We start from the raw sequence: 15,641 nt of genomic DNA on the forward strand, positions 1-15,641 counted from the left end.
ATCTGTCAGCCCTGATCCGACCCCGTCGCGCAAGTCAGCGACGCGGGCACACAGAACGGAGTAACATCATGAACCGCCGCACCCTTCTCTTTGTCATCAACTCGGAAACCGCGGACACTGTGCTCGAGGAGGCGGCGGAAGCCACCGAAAAGACACAGGGCCATCTGAGCCTGCTTTTGATTGATCCCGCACCGGCGTTGCCGATCTACGCCTATGGCGGTCCGCCCTACAGCGGCATGAATATTCCGGACAACTGGGGGGAAATGGTCGATGAGGCCCAGCGTGCCCAGAAAAGCCGTGTTCAGAAGATTGAGCAGGTGCTGGCGCAAAGCGGTGTTTCCGCGGACGTCCAATCCGTTCTGTGCGCAACGCTGGACGTCAAGCGTCACGTTGCACGCAGGGCCCGTGTCTGCGACGAGGTTTTCATCGCAGCCGATTTTCGCGAAACGCCTGAAATCCTGCGCGAAGCCGCCCATGGCGTGCTGTTCCATTCGCCGGTCGGGCTGAGGTTGAACGGATCGATGGCCACGGACGCCAACCGCATATTCGTCGCCTGGGACAGCAGCGAAACTGCATCCAGCGCCGTGCACGCAGCCCTGCCCTATCTGAAACGCGCCGAGGACGTTGTGATCGGGTGTATCGACCCGGTGATGACAACGGCAGGAGACGGATTCGACCCGGGAACGGATGTCGCCGCCTGGCTCAGTCATCATGGGTGTCGCGTCACCATTTCGCAGTTCCCCAGCGGCGGGAATGAGGTCGGGGTGTGTATCCAGGATCGCGCGCGGGAATTCGGCGCGGATCTGGTCGTGCTGGGCGCTTACGGTCACGCGCGGGTGCTCGAAGCGGTGTTCGGCGGCACCACCAGAACGATGCTGGAACAAACCGAGCTACCCGTTCTTCTGGCTCACTAGGCATCGCCAGATCGGAGGAGAGGATGGCCTGCACGCATAAATCAGAGCTGCTGAAAATCACCAATAAGGAATATGCGAAGCTGTCAAAGCTCATTGCGCCACTGGATGGACAACTGGCGGCAATGGCGCTTGATGGCGTGTCAATCAAGGATGTGATTGGCCACCGCGCGCATTGGATCGGGCTTTTCCTTGGCTGGTATCACGATGGCCTTGCCGGAAAGGAAGTCTTCTTTCCGGCCGAGGGCTATAAATGGACGGAACTCAACCGGTACAATGCCGATTTGCGGCAACGTCAGGCGCATCTTGACTGGGAGGCCGTCTGCGGCCTCTTACAGGGCGGATACGCAGACATGATAGGCTTCATCGAAACGGCCTCTGACGAGACCCTGTACGGCGGTTCGATGATTGGTGCCAAGAACGATTGGACACCCGGCAGATGGGCTGAAGCCGCCGGGGCGAGCCACTTTCGCTCTGCTGCGAAATTCGTGCGGTCCGTGCTGAAGGACCACCACGCATCAAGCCCGCCCTGACACGGGGATATCAGATCGCGTTGACCGGCACCTTGAGCACGGGCTTCCCATCCTTGGTCTTCGGCAGTTCCCCCGCGCGCATGTTCACCTGCAACGAGGGCAGGATCAGGTGTGGCACGTCGAGCGTGGCGTCTCGCGCCTCGCGAAACTTGATAAACGCTTCACGCGATTTGCCCTGACCGACGTGGATGTTTTCGGCCTTCTCCTCTGCGACGGTGGTTTCCCACATGATATCGCGACCCTCCGGCCCGTAATCATGGCACATGAACAGCCGCATCTCGTCCGGCAGCGCCAGCACCTTCTGGATGGAATCATAAAGCTGCCCAGCATCCCCGCCCGGGAAATCGGCGCGCGCCGATCCTCCATCCGGCATGAAAAGCGTGTCGCCGACGAAGGTGGCATCGCCGATGACATGCACCATGCAGGCCGGCGTGTGCCCCGGCGTATGAATCGCGAAGGCCGTCATTTCCCCGATCTGATAGCTGTCACCATCCTTGAACAGCTGATCGAACTGCGAGCCGTCGCGCTGAAATTCCGTTCCTTCGTTGAAGACCTTGCCAAAGGTTTCCTGCACCACGGTGATCTGATCACCAATACCGATCTTGCCGCCCAGTTTTGATTGGATGTAGGGCGCGGCCGACAAGTGATCCGCGTGCACATGGGTTTCGATCAGCCACTCCAGCTCAAGCTTGTATTTCCTGATATATGCGATGATCTCATCTGAATGATCATAGGTGATGCGCCCCGCGGCATAGTCGATGTCCATCACGGAATCGATCACGGCGCAGGATTTCGAGTTTGGGTCCATCACCACATGACTGATTGTGTTGGTCTCAGGGTCGAAAAAGGATTCGACCTCGGGATGAACATCCAGATTTACGGGATATTGCGTCATGCTTTTCTCCATTCTCGGGCTGACATTAGAATAGCAGCAGTTCTGCCAGCTTCAGTGACATGGTCACATTGACGCCCTGCGCGAACGCGCCATTGAGAAAAATCAACTTTCGCAAGGAAGTTCGAGGAAGTTGGAAATGGCATTGAGCGTCCCGCAGAGGATGGCACTCAGGCACGGCGATCTGGAATTTGAGAAGGAGGTCTTGGAAACAGAAATCATTCACCATGAAGAACAGACCAGCATCATCCCGATACACAACACCGGTCAGTTTATGCAACAAGATCAGCCTGTTAAGCAATGGATTGAGTGATCCTGCAATACGTCATCGTACCATCGAAGCGATCCAGGGCTTGATCGACCATATCAAGGTGATCCCAACAAACACGGAGTTCGATGTGGGACTCCATGGTGAATTGGGTGCGATTATGGAAATGGTAGACCAAAACGACCGACGCCCCGCAGGGTTAACTGCGGGGCGTTCGTTGTCAGTGGTTGCGGGAGGGCGCTCAAATCTCAACTTACAAACGAAAGACGGCCACCCATTAGGGGCGGCCGATCTTCGTGAGCTGGCATCGCAAGTTGAGATGGTTGCTAGGGCTGGATCTGTTCTGAATTTGCTGTTCTGTGCACCTGCATAGACGACGTATTGGCTACACTTCCGCACTTGTCGGCCCTATACAGAATGCTTGGCGATTAGTGACGTAAAATGAGAATTATCGTTTCAGCCCGGCCCTTACCGCTTCGGTCCTGTTGCGCACGTCGAGCTTTTTCAGGATCGCGCTGACGTGCAACTTGACGGTACCCTCGGAGATGCCCAAGGCTGCCGCAATCATCCGGTTTGAATCTCCGTCCCTGATCAGCGTCAGGATTTCCTGCTGTCTCCGCGTCAGCCGGTCGTCCGCCTCGGGCAGCTTGGTCGCGGGATCGGACTGGCTCGCGGCGACAAGGTCCTTGGTGGCCGAAAGCGCGATTTCGAAGTCGCTGAACCGTTGCGCGAGGTCCGCGATAAGCGGCGATATGCGATCCGTGTCCGCCGCGTCGGCAGATTGCAGATCCGCGATGGTGGTGCGCAGCGCGCCGAGCGGTCCCGACAGATCCTGCGCCGCGATATAGGCGAACCGACCTTCGGCGACTTCGCTTCGGCGCGCTTCGTCCATGGCGCGTTCAAGGGCGTTCAGGGCTTCGCGCCGATCCGTGACATCCAGCGCCACACCATCCCAGATCGTCGCGCCGTCCGGTTGCCTGCGCGGCTGGCCCAAAGAGCGCACCCACCGATAGCCGCCGCTCAATGATTCGACGCGCACTTCGATGTCGAGGGGGGTCAGATCGCGCGCGGATTGCTCCAATTCATCCAGAAAACGCGGGCGGTCTTCGGGATGAATCCAGCCGTGGTCCACCGCAGGGGCGTTCATCAGCTCTGCGGGATCGAGGCCGAAGGTCTTCAGAACACCGGAACTGACGTAAATATAACGGTATTTTCCATCAATCGTCCGCATCCGCTGCATCGTGTGACCCGGAAACTGGTCGGTCAGAAGGTCGGCGACATCGGGGCGGTGCGGGGTATGGGAGGGATCCACGAACATATATCTTAGGATATATATAAACAGAGCATTTGCAACTGAAATATAACTTTCGCTATGCACATCAGTCCGATCTGCTATAACTTTCGGCACAGGCGGAGGAGGACGCATGAACAAGATCATCATCGAAGCGCGCGTGAATGAGCTGGCCACCCGCCTCGGAAATCCGCATGTCCCCTTCCTGCCGCACGAGATCATCGCCGATGCCAAGGCCTGCTATGACGAGGGGGCATCGGTCTTTCATTATCATGGCCGCACCGCGGATGGCGCGCCGGAACATGCCCCGGAATTCTATCTTGAAACCAACGCCGGAATCCGCGCCCAATCCGACATCCTGATCCATCCGACACTGGGATATGTGGCGAATGATACGGATGCCGCGGGCCGCTTTGCCGCCATCGAGGAAATGATGCGATCACCCGAGACGGCACCGGATTTCGCACCCATGGATACCGGCAGTGTCAATGTCGATTGGTGGAATCCGCAGGCGGGCCGATACGACACGACAGACCTGATCTACAAGAATTCTACCGGCACGCTGATGCACTTTGCCGAACGCATCAAGCACCACGGCCTGAAACCCTATCTGGTCAGCTGGAACGTCAGTTTTACCCGTCAGATCGAACAGTTCCTGAAAATGGGCGTGCTGAGCGATCCCGCCTATATCTGCTTTTGCATGACGGATGAGATCATCTTTGCAGGCCATCCGGGCACCGAGGATGGGTTGAACGCCCACACCATGTTCCTGCCCCGGGATTTTCAATGTGTCTGGACGGTCGTGAACTACAAGGGCGACCTGTTCGAGCTGACCGAAAAGATCATCCGCGACGGCGGCCATATCTCGATCGGCCTTGGCGATTACGCCTACATGGACGGGGCGCGGCATATGACCAATGCCGAAGTGATCGCCAAGGTCGCCGCACAGGCCCGCGCCATGGGCCGCGAGCCCGCGACCGTGTCCGAGACGCGCGAAATTCTCCAGATGCCGAAACTGCGCGTCGCGGCCTGAGGGCCACCACTCACGAACAATCCAAGGGAGGAAATCAATGAAACATACCAAACTCTTTGTCGGCGTCGCGGCGCTGGCTCTGATGGCCGGGGCGGCCACAGCCGAGACGTTCAAGATGCAGACATTCCTGGGGGTGACGGCCGCCACAACCACGGCGTTCGAAGACATGGCCGCATCCCTGAAAGAACGCTCCGGCGGCGCAATCGAGATTCAGGTGTTTCCCAGTGGCGCGGTCGTCGGGCCGACCGAAACACTCGAAGCGGTGCGCAACGGCCTGCTTGATGGGCACTATACCGGCCCGACATTCTTTGCCGGTGTGGACCCCGCATTCGCCGTGCTGGGCGATACGCTGTCCGCCTATCCGGATGTCGATGTGCGCGACAACTGGTTCACCGAGGGCGGCGGGCTCGAGCTCGGGCGCGCGCTCTATGCGAAATACGACATGCATATGATCTGTGCGATCCACTGGCCGCAGGAACAGATCCCCTCCACCGTGCCGATCCGCAGCGTCGACGATTTTCAGGGGATCAAGATCCGCGCACCCGGCGGGCTTCCGTCCGATCTGCTGACGCGGGCGGGCGCGTCCCTGGTCAACCTGACGCCCGGCGATGCGATCGGCGCGCTTGAAACCGGTGTGCTCGATGCGTCGGACCTTGCCAATGTCGGCCTAAACATGGCCTTCGGGATGTATCAGAACGCCCCCTATTCGATCTTTGCCCGCCATTCGATGCCGGTGACCGAGATGTCGGTGTCGGCCGCGAAATGGAACGCGCTGTCGGACACTGCCAAGAACCAGTTCGAAGAGGCCTGCAACGGTCTGTCGGACACGCTCAAGACCACATTGGGTGAACAGGAGGTCGCGGCCATCGAAAAGGCCAAGAACGAGCTGAACGTAGAGTTCATCGAATTCGGCGACGCGGATGCGGAAAAGTTCCGCAACATGCTGCTCGAGGTCTGGGAAGACTGGGGCAGCCGCAATGACGACGCCCGCGCGATCGTGGACAGCCACAAGGCCTACATGACCAGCCTTGGCATCCTGTAATCGCACAGACCGGTGCGCGGCGCGCGCTCCGGTCCCCTCTCATCCTGACAGGCGAACCGAATGGCATGGCTGATCAAGAAACTGGCCGAGCTTTCGGCATGGGGGTTCGCCCTGATCGTGCTGATGATGGTCTTTGAGGTCGTGGCCCGCTACGGCTTTGGCGCGCCGACGTTCTGGGCGCACGAGATTGCCGGGCTTCTGGGCGCGCTGGCCTTTCTTCTTGGGGGCGCGTTCTGCATGATCGAGGGCAGCCATATGCGGGTGACCGTGCTGCGCGACAAACTCTCGCCCGGGCTGTTTCGGCTCACGGAATACCTGTCTCTGGGCTGCGGTTTGCTCTATCTCGGGGCGCTCACCTATTCAGGCTGGCTCATCTCGCAACGCGCGCTCTTTCGCTTTATGCCGGACGGATCGTGGTTTCCCGAACGCTCGGGCAGTTCGTGGAATACGCCGCTGCCCGCCTTCATTAAGTTCGCGCTTTTCATCGGCGCATTTCTGTTTCTCGCAGCGGTTCTGCGGCAGTTTTATCTGCTGGTGCGACATCGCGCGGATATCAATGGGCGGCCCGAGTAATGGATATCGGCTCCGTCTCGTTATTGATCGTCGCAGCGATGTCCATCCTGCTTCTGTTGGGCGTGCCGGTTGCCTTTGTGTCCGGTGCCATCGCCGTCGTGCTGGCTTATGCCAATTTCGGCACTGCCGGGTTTTTCCTGATCTCGACCCGCACCGCGGAATTCGTCGGATCCTTCGAGCTTATCGCCGTTCCGATGTTCGTTCTCATGGCCTCGATCATGGAAAAATCGGGCGTCGCGCGCGACCTCTACCGGGCGTTTCACGTCTGGGCCGGGTCGGTGCGTGGCGGCATCGGCGTGGTCACCACCGGCGTCGCCGTTCTGTTGGGGGCCACGACGGGCATCATCGGCGGGGAGATCGTGCTGCTGGGGCTGATCGCCCTGCCCCAGATGCTGAACCTCGGCTATGACCGCAAGCTGGCCATCGGCACGATCACCGCGGGCGGCAGCCTCGGCACCATGATCCCGCCCTCGATCATCCTGATCTTTTACGGCCTGACTGCCGAGGTCTCGATTTCGCACCTGTTCCTGGCCACGCTGGTGCCCGGCCTGATGTTGGCCAGCTTTTATGTCGCCTATATCTTGATCCGGTGCGGGCTGGACCCGACCCTTGGCCCGCCGCTGCCCCCCGAAGAACGCGACATGCCCCTGGGCCAGAAGCTGGCCCTGTTCAAGGGCGTTGCGCTGCCCATGGCAGTGGCGGGGGGCGTGCTGGTGTCGATCTATGCAGGGTTCGCCTCCATCACCGAAAGCGCCGCGCTTGGTGCTTTTGGTGCCGCCATCGCCGCGTGGGTGCGCAATGAATTCAGCTTCACCATGCTGCGCGAGGTGCTGGTGCAGGCGCTCAGAACCTGCGGCATGGTCTTCTGGCTGGTCTTTGGCACCAACGCGCTGATCGGCGTCTACAACCTGATGGGCGGGATCACCTTTGCCTCGGAAATGCTGGCCGGGGTCAGTCAGGACCCCGCGGTCACCCTGTCGGTGATGATCGGCGTCTTCGTCCTTCTGGGCTTTTTCATCGACTGGATCGGCATCCTGTTTCTGACCATGCCGATCTTTCTGCCGGTGCTGACGCAACTGGGCTATGACCCGATCTGGTTCGGCATCGTCTTCAACCTGTCGATGCAGATCGCCTATCTCACCCCGCCCTTCGGGCCTGCATGTTTCTATCTCAAGGGTGCGGCGGGCGACACGCTGCAACTGTCCGAGATCTTCGCCGCGCAATGGCCTTTCATCGGGCTTCAGATCATCGCGCTTGTCATCGTTGTGATGTGGCCCGATCTGTCGCTCTGGCTGCCGAAACTGGTTTACGGGTGATCGCGATGGCGGGCGTGCATATCCTCGATACGCTGCCGCAACCTGCGCCGGGCAACCGCATGGGCCCGGACGAAATGCGCGCTGCGCTGCGCATGATGCTGCGCATCAGGCAGTTCGAAACCCGCGCCAAGGATCTGTTCCTCAAGGGCGTGATCAAGGGCACCGCGCATTCCAGCGTGGGCCAGGAGGCGATCGCCGCAGGCGCCTGCGCGGCACTGCTGGCGGATGATTTCCTGCTGACCCATCACCGTGGACACGGCCATACGATTGCAAAAGGGTCTGACCTGGGCCGGATGTTTGCCGAACTGATGGGCCGGGCCACCGGGTATTGCGCAGGATTGGGCGGCTCCATGCATATCGCCGATTTCGAACGCAATATTCTGGGCGCGAACGGCATTGTTGGTGCGGGCATGGGCCTTGGCACTGGCGCGGCGCTGGCCGAACAGTTGAACGGCACCGGCAACATCGGGATCACCTTTTTCGGCGATGGCGCCGCCAACGAAGGCATTTTTCACGAGGCGATGAACCTTGCCGCCGTTTGGAAACTGCCGCTGATCTTTTTCTGCGAGAACAACCAGTACGGCCTGACGACCGCGACCGAAGCCGTGACCGCAGGTCCCAGCATCGCGGCGCGCGGCGATGCCTACGGCGTGCCGAACGAGCGGATTGACGGCAACGATGTCGCAGTTGTCTTCGACGCCGTTGAGCGCGCGGCCCTACGGGCGCGCGCGGGCGAAGGGCCATCCCTGATCGAGGCCCTAACCTACCGTTGGGATGACCATTCCATGCGCGCCAACCTGCCGTCCTACCGGGCTCAAGCCGAGGAAGAGGCGTGGAAGTCGCGCGATCCCATTCCCCGCCTTCGCGCGCGACTGGCGCAGGCGTCCGAGCTTGAGGACACCGCCTTTGACGCCATGGTGCAAGACGTCGCAACCGAAGTCGAAGAGGCCATCGACTGGGCCCGGGATCAGGCGGAACCGGACATGGCGCTGGCCATGTCAAATGTCCTGCCGCCCGCAACGTACACCCCGTCCGAACCCACAGCGGGCAGTCGCATGCTCACCTACCGCAAGGCGATCACCGAAGCCTTCGCGCTGGAAATGGAGGCCAACGAGAACGTCATCATTCTTGGCGAGGATGTCGGCACCACCGGCGGTATCTTCGGCCTGACGCCAGGTCTTGCCGACCGGTTCGGCACCGAGCGCGTGCGGGACACCCCCATCTCCGAAGGAGCCATGTCGACCTGCGGGGTCGGGGCCGCCATGCGCGGCAAACGTGTGGTCGTTGAAGCGCAGCTTTGGGATTTTGTCACGCTGATGATGGACGCCATCGTCAACCAGGCCGCCAAGGCGCGGTTCATGCTGGGGGGCAAGGCCTCTGTGCCCATCGTCTTTCGCGGCCCACAGGGGGCAGGTATCCGGCTTGCCGCGCAGCACTGCCAGTCGCTTGAGATGTTCTTTGCCAATATTCCCGGCCTGCAGGTTTATGCCCCGGCCTCGGCCTATGACGCCAAGGGCCTCATGGCCGCAGCGATTGCTGATGACGGCCCTGTGGTGTTTCTGGAACACAAGCTGCTCTACCTCGGCGGGGAACAACCCGTGCCCGAAGAACGGTACCGGATCGCACCGGGGCGCGCGCGGATCGTACGCGAGGGCAGCGATTGCACCGTCGTCGCCACCCTCGCGATGGTGGACCGCGCGGTGCAGGCCGCCGAGCGGCTCGAGAGGGACGGGATCAGCGTCGAAGTGATCGACCCGCGCACCATCAAGCCGCTGGACGCCGAAACCATCCGCGCGTCGGTCCGAAAGACCAATCGCGCCGTGGTTGTCCACGAGGCCCCGCTGTTCGGCGGTTTCGGCGGCGAGATCGCCGCGACCATTCAGGAACAGGCGTTCGACTGGCTTGATGCCCCCGTAGCGCGCGTCGGTGCACCCGAAATGCCCGTGCCCTACAACGACCGGCTTGAGCGGGACTACATGCCGGATGCGTCCCGCATTGCCCAAGCCATCAAGTCCGTTTGTTACAGGAGGTGAGCCCATGACGACCCGTAAAGTCATCATCCCCGAGGGGATGGAGAACATCTATGACACCTACCACTACGCCCCAGCCATTCAGGTGGGCAATACGCTCTATCTATCAGGGCAGGTGGGCCGCGACGAGAACCTGAATGTGGTCGAGGGCACGGAGGCGCAATTCGTTCAGGCCTTTGAGAACGTCAAGCGCGTGCTCGATGCAGCGGGAGCGGGTTTTGAAGATGTGGTCGAGCTGGAAACCTGGTTTTCCGACAGCATGGCGGACCTGCAAACCTTTCTCGAGGTCAAGGATCGCTATTTCACCGCTGCCTTTCCTACGTGGACCGGGTTTGCCGTCAAAGGTTTCTCGATGCCAGGCATTCTGGTCGAGATCAAATGCAAGGCCGTGCTCGGCCTGACCGCTGCATGACCCGCGATCTCAAAGCGCTGCTGGCATCGGATCAGACAGCACTGGGCACATGGACCCAGATGGTCGCACCCGAATTGGTCGACCTGATCGGGCTCAACGGGTTCCGCTTTACGATCATTGATTGCCAGCATGGCCCCTTCGGCATCGAAACCGCCGAAAACCTCGCGCGGGCAGCGGATGCCAATGACATCGCGGTGGCGCTCAGGGTGTCGCGCAATGATCCCGTCGAGATCATGAAGGCGCTCGATGCGGGTATCCGCCACGTGGTCGTGCCAAATATCGAGACCGCAGAGGAGGCCGAAACCGCCGTTGCTGCCACCCGCTTCGGGCCGCACGGTCTGCGCGGCGCCTGTCCCTGCTGCCGGTCCGGCGGCCACTTCATCCGCAACTGGGACAGCTACGTGACCGCAGAAGAGGCGCGCACCGGCGCGATTGCGCTGGTTGAAACCGAAGAGGGGCGTCGCAACATCGAGGCGATCTGCGCCACATCCGGTCTGGCGGCGCTGATGATCGGCCCCTTCGATCTTTCGGTGTCCATGGGTCTGAACGGCGATTGGCGGTGCGACGAGGTGCAACGCGCCGTCACCGAGATGGCGCGCGCGGGAACCTCTGCCGGTCTGCCGGTAATCATGCCGGTCTTCGCCCCCACCCCCGCCGAATGCCGCGACCTCGTCGATCATTGGCGCGGAGAAGATGTGACGACATTCGTCGTCGGGTCCGACAAGATCCTTATTGCGGAGGCCTTTGCCAGTTGGGCGGCTAAATTGAGCTGAATTTTTTACGGCAGGCTTCGCAGTCAGTTCGCCTAGCGGGCTGGTCGCGCATGACCTTGTTCCGGTCCCACACAGCTACAACTCAGTCGATCTCCGTAAAACTGGGATCCATTATTGTTACCGGTTGAGTGAATATCCCCGGGGCGGTATTCGGTCACGACGATATGGAAATTATCGTTAGCGTTCTGCGTTGAAGCCGCCAATTTCATCTGCCAGCCAGCAATATCTGAGAGCTAACAGATCCCCCATTGCGTCAAATAAATCTCCAAGAGTGGGCTTCTGTACGCGAGGAAAATCATAGTGAGCACAATACCGAGAAGGACAACAACCAAACCGTTGCTAATACGCACTTGCGTCATGCCGCGAGTCTCCGTTCTGCCAAGCTTCGCTCCGTGATCGGCCAATTTAGTACCGCGGCAAAAAGACTGAGCGCAATGGCAACGCCCCACGCCATGTCATAATTACCCGTCCGGTCATACAGCCATCCGCCCAGCCATCCGCCGGCAAACGACCCGAGTTGGTGGGCGAAAAAAACGATACCTCCCAGCATCGACAGGTGCTTGACCCCAAAAACGGCCGCCACTGTGCCGTTGGTCAGCGGCACTGTCGAGAGCCAAAACAGACCCATCATCGCACCAAAAACATAGGCCGTCGGCGCGGACACAGGCAGCAGAACAAAGGAGGCTATTGCCAGGGCGCGCCCAATATAGATCCACGACAAAAGCATCGGTTTGCGATGTTGGCCCCCCCACAAACCGGCATAGTAGGTGCCCGCGATATTGACGAGGCCGATCAACGCCAGCACCATGGTCGCCACGCCATTGCCAAGCCCTTCGTCAGCGAGGAATGCGGGCAGGTGCACGGCAATGAACACGACCTGGAACCCGCAGGCGAAAAAGCCCAGCGACAAAAGCCAGAAATCCCTTTCCCCGAAGGCATCCCGCAGGGCCTGGCCGAAGCTGACGTCCTCCTGAGCATTGGCAACCGGTGCTGCCTCCGATCGAATGCCGAATGCAAGCGGCAGCATTGCCAGCGCCAGAACCGACATTGCAATTAGTGCCCCCTGCCAATTCAGCCCCACAATCAGGCTCAGGGACAGGGGCAACATTGCGAACTGACCAAACGACCCTACCGACATCGTGATCCCCATCGCCAGCGAGCGTTGTTCCGGGGCTACGAGGCGGCTTATTGCGCCGAAAATTACCGGAAATGTCGTGCCCGACAGGCCGAGCCCGATCATCACACCCGCGCCCAGAATAAACATCAGTTCGCCGGCCACGATGCTCATCATCCACAAACCTAGCCCATACAGAACGGCCCCGATCGCAACGACAAGTTTCGCGCCATAGCGATCGGCAACCATTCCCGTGAAGGGCTGGCTCGCGCCCCAGACAAGGTTTTGCAATGCGATGGCGAAGGCAAATGTCTCGCGTCCCCATCCTTGGTCCATGCTGACGGGCTGGAGGAAAAGACCGAACGCATGCCGAACGCCCAGCGAAATGAGCAGGATCAGGGATCCGCAGATCAGGGCGACACCGGCCCCGTGCCACTTTGAAGGCTGAGTTGTCATGACGAGTCTCCTGTCAGAGGTATGTGTGAGGCCTCCAGATCGGCCAGAATGTTATAAGCGCGATGGCATCCGCCGCGATTAGATCGGAAAGGTCACTTGGCAACTGGCGCCACAGCGGGATCGCAGCTTGCAAGGTTGCCCGCCCGTCATCCGCCAGCCGAATATGTCCGGCGCGCTTGTCCTGTGCGACCTCGGTTTCGATGAGGTTCTGTTTCTCGAGCACACGCAGGTTGCTCCCCAGCGTACTTCGCTCGAGGCTAGTCCGGGCGGCAAGGTCCTTGATGGAAATGCCTTCTGTTCCCTCGAGGCTTCTAAGCAGGCGGAACATCGTCGCCTTAATGCCGACGGGTTCAAGAACGGTGTCGCAAGGCTCAGTGCTGTACGCAACAACCTGCCGCAAAGCTGTGCAGATGCATCTTTCAGTCATAATGCGGGTATATACCCTTTTTTGCTTTAGGCAAGGATTCGAAGCGGGAATGAGCCAAAATGAAAGCCCGTGCCTGCCCGGCTTCAAAAAAGCTGCAAAGAGAGTCTGATGCTTTTCAGAGGAATGTGCGTCTTGTGCCGAACTTGATCAAACGGTTCTGTAGCTGCGGAATGACCATTCAGGTCAAGCGGATGCGCTTTTTGTCAGTGGCGATTGCAAATATGGGCGCAATGCTTCCAATGACATTTTGATAACGTCGTCATGGACCGAAGGGTCGCCCGATATGCGGGCGTTGATGCCCATGGCTCGGCCCTGAGCGGAAAAGAAACGTGCCAGAACTTGTGCATCGGCGGCGGCAGCCAACTGCCCATCAACTTGTGCCTGCCGAAAGCGCGCATAAAACGCGCGATCCTCGTCAGCAAACGCACGGGCCACGCGACGCTTTATGCCCGGCGCGCGACTTTCGCTGTTTTCCGCGGCCAACACCAACAAACACCCTGCCTTAGATGACTTTTCCATCAACCGGTCCTTGAGGACCGTTAATGCGCCGAGGACGGCCGCGTACAAATCAGCATGATCCAATGCCGCCTGAAACGCCGGACGCGACTTTTCGAGATAGTGATCGATGACCAGGATGAACAAATCTTCTTTGTTTCCGAACGTATTGTACAAGCTGCTTCGGCTAACCCTTGTGGCTTTGGTCAGATCGTCAACCGACGTCGCCTCATAGCCAAGATCCCAGAACACAGCCATCGCACGGTCCAGTGCCTCATTAATGTCAAATTGTTTCACGCCAACCATCAATGGGTCCTTATATTCGCATTCCGAGCTATCGTACTATCGTCGATCTTCGCATGTTTTGTCTGTTGCCTGAATGTTAGAATGGAAGACACGAAAGACACACAGAACGGGACAAAAAACGTCACGGCAATCTTGCCCACTGCAACAGGCGTCAGCGTTCCCGCAAAAAAGGCATCCCCATGATTTATGCAGGCGAGGATCGGGCCGACAAAAAGCGCCACCTTGAACGCACGCCGCACCATCGGCCCGTATGTCGTCCACCAATCCGCGAGACGCACATCACGGTAGATCATGCGACTTGACTTTGTGTGAGATCGATATCGGTGGCGAACAGTGTCTCTTGTGTATGACCGAAGGCACGGAAAGCAAACGTCCCTGCGTGGTCCGGCGGCAAGGTCGCAGCCAGGGCGGTAGCCAATTTGGTCATCACCGCCCCGTTCCTTGACGGCGCTGTCCGGTAAATGAATTCCACGAAGACGTCCGCAGTATGTGGCGCAGTCACCGCCCGAACTAACAGGACATTCGGGACATGAGATGGCAAGTCCAACTGCGATTGTATCGCCGCTTCCATCCTGGATGCGATCACCTGCAACTGGGCATCATCCCAATCCAATTTGTTGCTTATCGTGACAATCAGATTTGGCATTTTTGTACATCGTCCCGTTTTCATGAAATCATCGCGACGGCAGGTCCCGGGTGCGACGTACTTTTGTACACGCCGCGCCCGCGGATCAGACCGCGTACCGTTCAATGGCCGCACCGGGCGGGTGGCCGGGCCAGGAGATGGCGCCCGCCAGAATCGACGGGCGCGCAAAGCAGCGATCCGCATAGGCGGAGACGCCGGGCAATTCCGCCCAAATCCAATCGTATCCCAGATAGAGCAGGCGAAAGAGGCTGACGCCCCAGAACGTATCGGCCAAGGTAAACGTGTCACCCGTCACCCATGACGTCCTGGTGGCGGTCAGGTCCACCTCCAACGCGTTGATCGCAGTTTTCGTCTGTTCGATCAGCGCCCGCATATTGTCCGGGTCGGCGATGAATGCTTTGCCCGCACGTTCCTTTTTCAGCTTGTGTGCGTAGGCTGCATGCAGGGGCGAGTCCACAGGCAGTTCCGCCTTGCGGCGCTCCACTTGTTCGATTTTTTTCAGATGTGCGCCGTTCATACCTGCCTGGATAGGCGGCGGGCGATGGTCACCATCGGGGTTGGCCCCGTAGAAAAGACCGGCATGCGGCAGGCCATCGACAATATCCACCTGTTTCATGACGGCATCGTGGATGGTTTCGGGGACGAGCCTGTCCCCGGACAGCGTGTTAGCATAAAGCGCAATGTCCCGGCTGTCGGTGATAACCTGCCCGGTCTCGTGATCGACAAGAGTCGGGACCACCATCGGATCGAACCCTTCTCCGTGCACTCCCGTCGCCCCGGTATAGCCACCAACCAGCGGTTGTTCTGCAGCAGCTTGCGATGCCATGCGCAGAGCCACGTATTGCTCGATGTAGTTTTCGTTCACCGGCGGCATGATCACCACCTCGTTAGAACCGTATTCCAACCCGGCCTCGAAAAGAGCAGCGCGGCTTTTTTGTGAGCAGATCGACATCACAAAGTGAAAAAGCTCAAGCCGCGGGTCCGCTGCGTTTTCGTCACGTGGCGTGTCCGGGCGCGGGTGGTCGGCCGAAACAACAGTGCGCCGGCCGGGGTCGCCAACGGCGGCAAGGCGGGCTTTTTTGGCTAGGTCGTGTGTATCAAATTGAAGCGTCATGGTTTTTTT

General features: G+C 59.5%; 18 protein-coding genes. 10 read left to right on the forward strand and 8 right to left on the reverse strand.

The features are described from left to right. The first annotated feature begins 68 nt into the window (after positions 1 to 68). Positions 69 to 914: a universal stress protein gene (locus KX928_RS00750; RefSeq protein ID WP_219497838.1), complete on the forward strand. Its 846-nt coding sequence runs from the start codon at positions 69 to 71 to the stop codon at positions 912 to 914. A 23-nt stretch (positions 915 to 937) separates the two neighbouring features. Then, the gene (locus KX928_RS00755; protein ID WP_219497840.1) at positions 938 to 1,444 is read left to right on the forward strand and encodes a ClbS/DfsB family four-helix bundle protein; all 507 of its coding nucleotides are present in this window, start codon (positions 938 to 940) and stop codon (positions 1,442 to 1,444) included. Positions 1,445 to 1,454: 10 nt separating this feature from the next. On the opposite strand, the gene KX928_RS00760 is transcribed toward KX928_RS00755, so the two are convergent. After that, positions 1,455 to 2,339, reverse strand: a complete 885-nt coding sequence (locus tag KX928_RS00760; protein ID WP_219497842.1) for an MBL fold metallo-hydrolase — start codon at positions 2,337 to 2,339, stop codon at positions 1,455 to 1,457. Between the two features lie 136 nt (positions 2,340 to 2,475). Here KX928_RS00760 and KX928_RS00765 point away from each other — a divergent pair, with 136 nt between their 5' ends. After that, positions 2,476 to 2,649: a hypothetical protein gene (locus KX928_RS00765; protein ID WP_219497844.1), complete on the forward strand. Its 174-nt coding sequence runs from the start codon at positions 2,476 to 2,478 to the stop codon at positions 2,647 to 2,649. A 403-nt stretch (positions 2,650 to 3,052) separates the two neighbouring features. Here the strand turns inward: KX928_RS00765 and KX928_RS00770 are convergent, their stop codons facing one another. Next, on the reverse strand, positions 3,053 to 3,916 hold the full coding sequence (locus KX928_RS00770) for a LuxR C-terminal-related transcriptional regulator (RefSeq protein ID WP_219497846.1): 864 nt from the start codon (positions 3,914 to 3,916) through the stop codon (positions 3,053 to 3,055). Between the two features lie 112 nt (positions 3,917 to 4,028). On the opposite strand from KX928_RS00770, the gene KX928_RS00775 reads away from it, so the two are divergent. The 7 genes from KX928_RS00775 to KX928_RS00805 are packed head-to-tail and all read left to right on the forward strand — an operon-like array spanning position 4,029 to position 11,074. After that, positions 4,029 to 4,928 (forward strand): beta-keto acid cleavage family enzyme, encoded by a 900-nt coding sequence (locus KX928_RS00775; protein ID WP_219497848.1) that lies wholly within the window; start codon positions 4,029 to 4,031, stop codon positions 4,926 to 4,928. A gap of 37 nt (positions 4,929 to 4,965) precedes the next feature. Continuing rightward, the gene (gene dctP / locus KX928_RS00780) at positions 4,966 to 5,970 is read left to right on the forward strand and encodes a TRAP transporter substrate-binding protein DctP (protein ID WP_219497850.1); all 1,005 of its coding nucleotides are present in this window, start codon (positions 4,966 to 4,968) and stop codon (positions 5,968 to 5,970) included. A 60-nt stretch (positions 5,971 to 6,030) separates the two neighbouring features. Then, positions 6,031 to 6,543: a TRAP transporter small permease subunit gene (locus tag KX928_RS00785; protein ID WP_219497852.1), complete on the forward strand. Its 513-nt coding sequence runs from the start codon at positions 6,031 to 6,033 to the stop codon at positions 6,541 to 6,543. Continuing rightward, complete coding sequence (locus KX928_RS00790; protein WP_219497854.1) at positions 6,543 to 7,859, forward strand: TRAP transporter large permease; 1,317 nt, start codon at positions 6,543 to 6,545, stop codon at positions 7,857 to 7,859. The genes KX928_RS00785 and KX928_RS00790 overlap by 1 nt, the downstream gene beginning before the upstream one ends. 5 nt (positions 7,860 to 7,864) lie before the next feature. Beyond that, complete coding sequence (locus tag KX928_RS00795) at positions 7,865 to 9,892, forward strand: alpha-ketoacid dehydrogenase subunit alpha/beta (RefSeq protein ID WP_219497856.1); 2,028 nt, start codon at positions 7,865 to 7,867, stop codon at positions 9,890 to 9,892. A gap of 4 nt (positions 9,893 to 9,896) precedes the next feature. After that, positions 9,897 to 10,301, forward strand: coding sequence for a RidA family protein (locus KX928_RS00800; RefSeq protein WP_219497858.1), 405 nt, complete (start codon positions 9,897 to 9,899; stop codon positions 10,299 to 10,301). Continuing rightward, on the forward strand, positions 10,298 to 11,074 hold the full coding sequence (locus tag KX928_RS00805) for an HpcH/HpaI aldolase family protein (protein ID WP_219497860.1): 777 nt from the start codon (positions 10,298 to 10,300) through the stop codon (positions 11,072 to 11,074). Before KX928_RS00800 ends, KX928_RS00805 begins: the two co-directional genes overlap by 4 nt. A 355-nt stretch (positions 11,075 to 11,429) precedes the next feature. Here KX928_RS00805 and KX928_RS00810 read toward each other — a convergent pair whose 3' ends face one another. The 6 genes from KX928_RS00810 to KX928_RS00835 form a co-directional block, all read right to left on the reverse strand. Then, positions 11,430 to 12,644 carry an MFS transporter gene (locus KX928_RS00810; protein WP_219497862.1) on the reverse strand — a complete coding sequence of 405 codons (1,215 nt, stop codon included), beginning with the start codon at positions 12,642 to 12,644 and terminating at the stop codon, positions 11,430 to 11,432. A 13-nt stretch (positions 12,645 to 12,657) separates the two neighbouring features. After that, positions 12,658 to 13,071, reverse strand: a complete 414-nt coding sequence (locus tag KX928_RS00815) for a MarR family winged helix-turn-helix transcriptional regulator (protein ID WP_257883469.1) — start codon at positions 13,069 to 13,071, stop codon at positions 12,658 to 12,660. A 183-nt stretch (positions 13,072 to 13,254) separates the two neighbouring features. Then, positions 13,255 to 13,872, reverse strand: a complete 618-nt coding sequence (locus tag KX928_RS00820; RefSeq protein WP_219497866.1) for a TetR/AcrR family transcriptional regulator — start codon at positions 13,870 to 13,872, stop codon at positions 13,255 to 13,257. Continuing rightward, positions 13,872 to 14,165 carry a nitrate/nitrite transporter NrtS gene (gene nrtS / locus KX928_RS24275; RefSeq protein WP_219497867.1) on the reverse strand — a complete coding sequence of 98 codons (294 nt, stop codon included), beginning with the start codon at positions 14,163 to 14,165 and terminating at the stop codon, positions 13,872 to 13,874. The genes KX928_RS00820 and nrtS overlap by 1 nt, the downstream gene beginning before the upstream one ends. Continuing rightward, entirely contained in the window at positions 14,162 to 14,518 is a 357-nt protein-coding gene (locus KX928_RS00830; RefSeq protein WP_219497869.1) for a hypothetical protein, read from the reverse strand. The genes nrtS and KX928_RS00830 overlap by 4 nt, the downstream gene beginning before the upstream one ends. 85 nt (positions 14,519 to 14,603) lie before the next feature. Further along, a complete protein-coding gene (locus KX928_RS00835) occupies positions 14,604 to 15,632 on the reverse strand; it encodes a glutathione S-transferase family protein (RefSeq protein ID WP_219497871.1) in 1,029 nt (342 codons plus the stop codon). Positions 15,633 to 15,641 lie beyond the last annotated feature (9 nt).

It is taken from the genome of Roseobacter insulae (assembly GCF_019375555.1).
Classification (GTDB): Bacteria; Pseudomonadota; Alphaproteobacteria; order Rhodobacterales; family Rhodobacteraceae; genus Roseobacter; species Roseobacter insulae.

What these genes read in the sequence shown, in the direction of transcription:
- KX928_RS00790 (WP_219497854.1), top strand. Translation starts at nt 6,543, where the DNA reads ATGGATATCGGCTCCGTCTCGTTATTGATCGTCGCAGCGATGTCCATC.
- KX928_RS00760 (WP_219497842.1), bottom strand. Translation starts at nt 2,339, where the DNA reads ATGACGCAATATCCCGTAAATCTGGATGTTCATCCCGAGGTCGAATCC.
- KX928_RS00750 (WP_219497838.1), top strand. Translation starts at nt 69, where the DNA reads ATGAACCGCCGCACCCTTCTCTTTGTCATCAACTCGGAAACCGCGGAC.
- KX928_RS00835 (WP_219497871.1), bottom strand. Translation starts at nt 15,632, where the DNA reads ATGACGCTTCAATTTGATACACACGACCTAGCCAAAAAAGCCCGCCTT.
- KX928_RS00830 (WP_219497869.1), bottom strand. Translation starts at nt 14,518, where the DNA reads ATGCCAAATCTGATTGTCACGATAAGCAACAAATTGGATTGGGATGAT.
- KX928_RS00795 (WP_219497856.1), top strand. Translation starts at nt 7,865, where the DNA reads ATGGCGGGCGTGCATATCCTCGATACGCTGCCGCAACCTGCGCCGGGC.
- KX928_RS00800 (WP_219497858.1), top strand. Translation starts at nt 9,897, where the DNA reads ATGACGACCCGTAAAGTCATCATCCCCGAGGGGATGGAGAACATCTAT.
- KX928_RS00755 (WP_219497840.1), top strand. Translation starts at nt 938, where the DNA reads ATGGCCTGCACGCATAAATCAGAGCTGCTGAAAATCACCAATAAGGAA.
- nrtS (WP_219497867.1), bottom strand. Translation starts at nt 14,165, where the DNA reads ATGATCTACCGTGATGTGCGTCTCGCGGATTGGTGGACGACATACGGG.
- KX928_RS00805 (WP_219497860.1), top strand. Translation starts at nt 10,298, where the DNA reads ATGACCCGCGATCTCAAAGCGCTGCTGGCATCGGATCAGACAGCACTG.
- dctP (WP_219497850.1), top strand. Translation starts at nt 4,966, where the DNA reads ATGAAACATACCAAACTCTTTGTCGGCGTCGCGGCGCTGGCTCTGATG.
- KX928_RS00815 (WP_257883469.1), bottom strand. Translation starts at nt 13,071, where the DNA reads ATGACTGAAAGATGCATCTGCACAGCTTTGCGGCAGGTTGTTGCGTAC.
- KX928_RS00820 (WP_219497866.1), bottom strand. Translation starts at nt 13,872, where the DNA reads ATGGTTGGCGTGAAACAATTTGACATTAATGAGGCACTGGACCGTGCG.
- KX928_RS00785 (WP_219497852.1), top strand. Translation starts at nt 6,031, where the DNA reads ATGGCATGGCTGATCAAGAAACTGGCCGAGCTTTCGGCATGGGGGTTC.
- KX928_RS00810 (WP_219497862.1), bottom strand. Translation starts at nt 12,644, where the DNA reads ATGACAACTCAGCCTTCAAAGTGGCACGGGGCCGGTGTCGCCCTGATC.
- KX928_RS00775 (WP_219497848.1), top strand. Translation starts at nt 4,029, where the DNA reads ATGAACAAGATCATCATCGAAGCGCGCGTGAATGAGCTGGCCACCCGC.
- KX928_RS00765 (WP_219497844.1), top strand. Translation starts at nt 2,476, where the DNA reads ATGGCATTGAGCGTCCCGCAGAGGATGGCACTCAGGCACGGCGATCTG.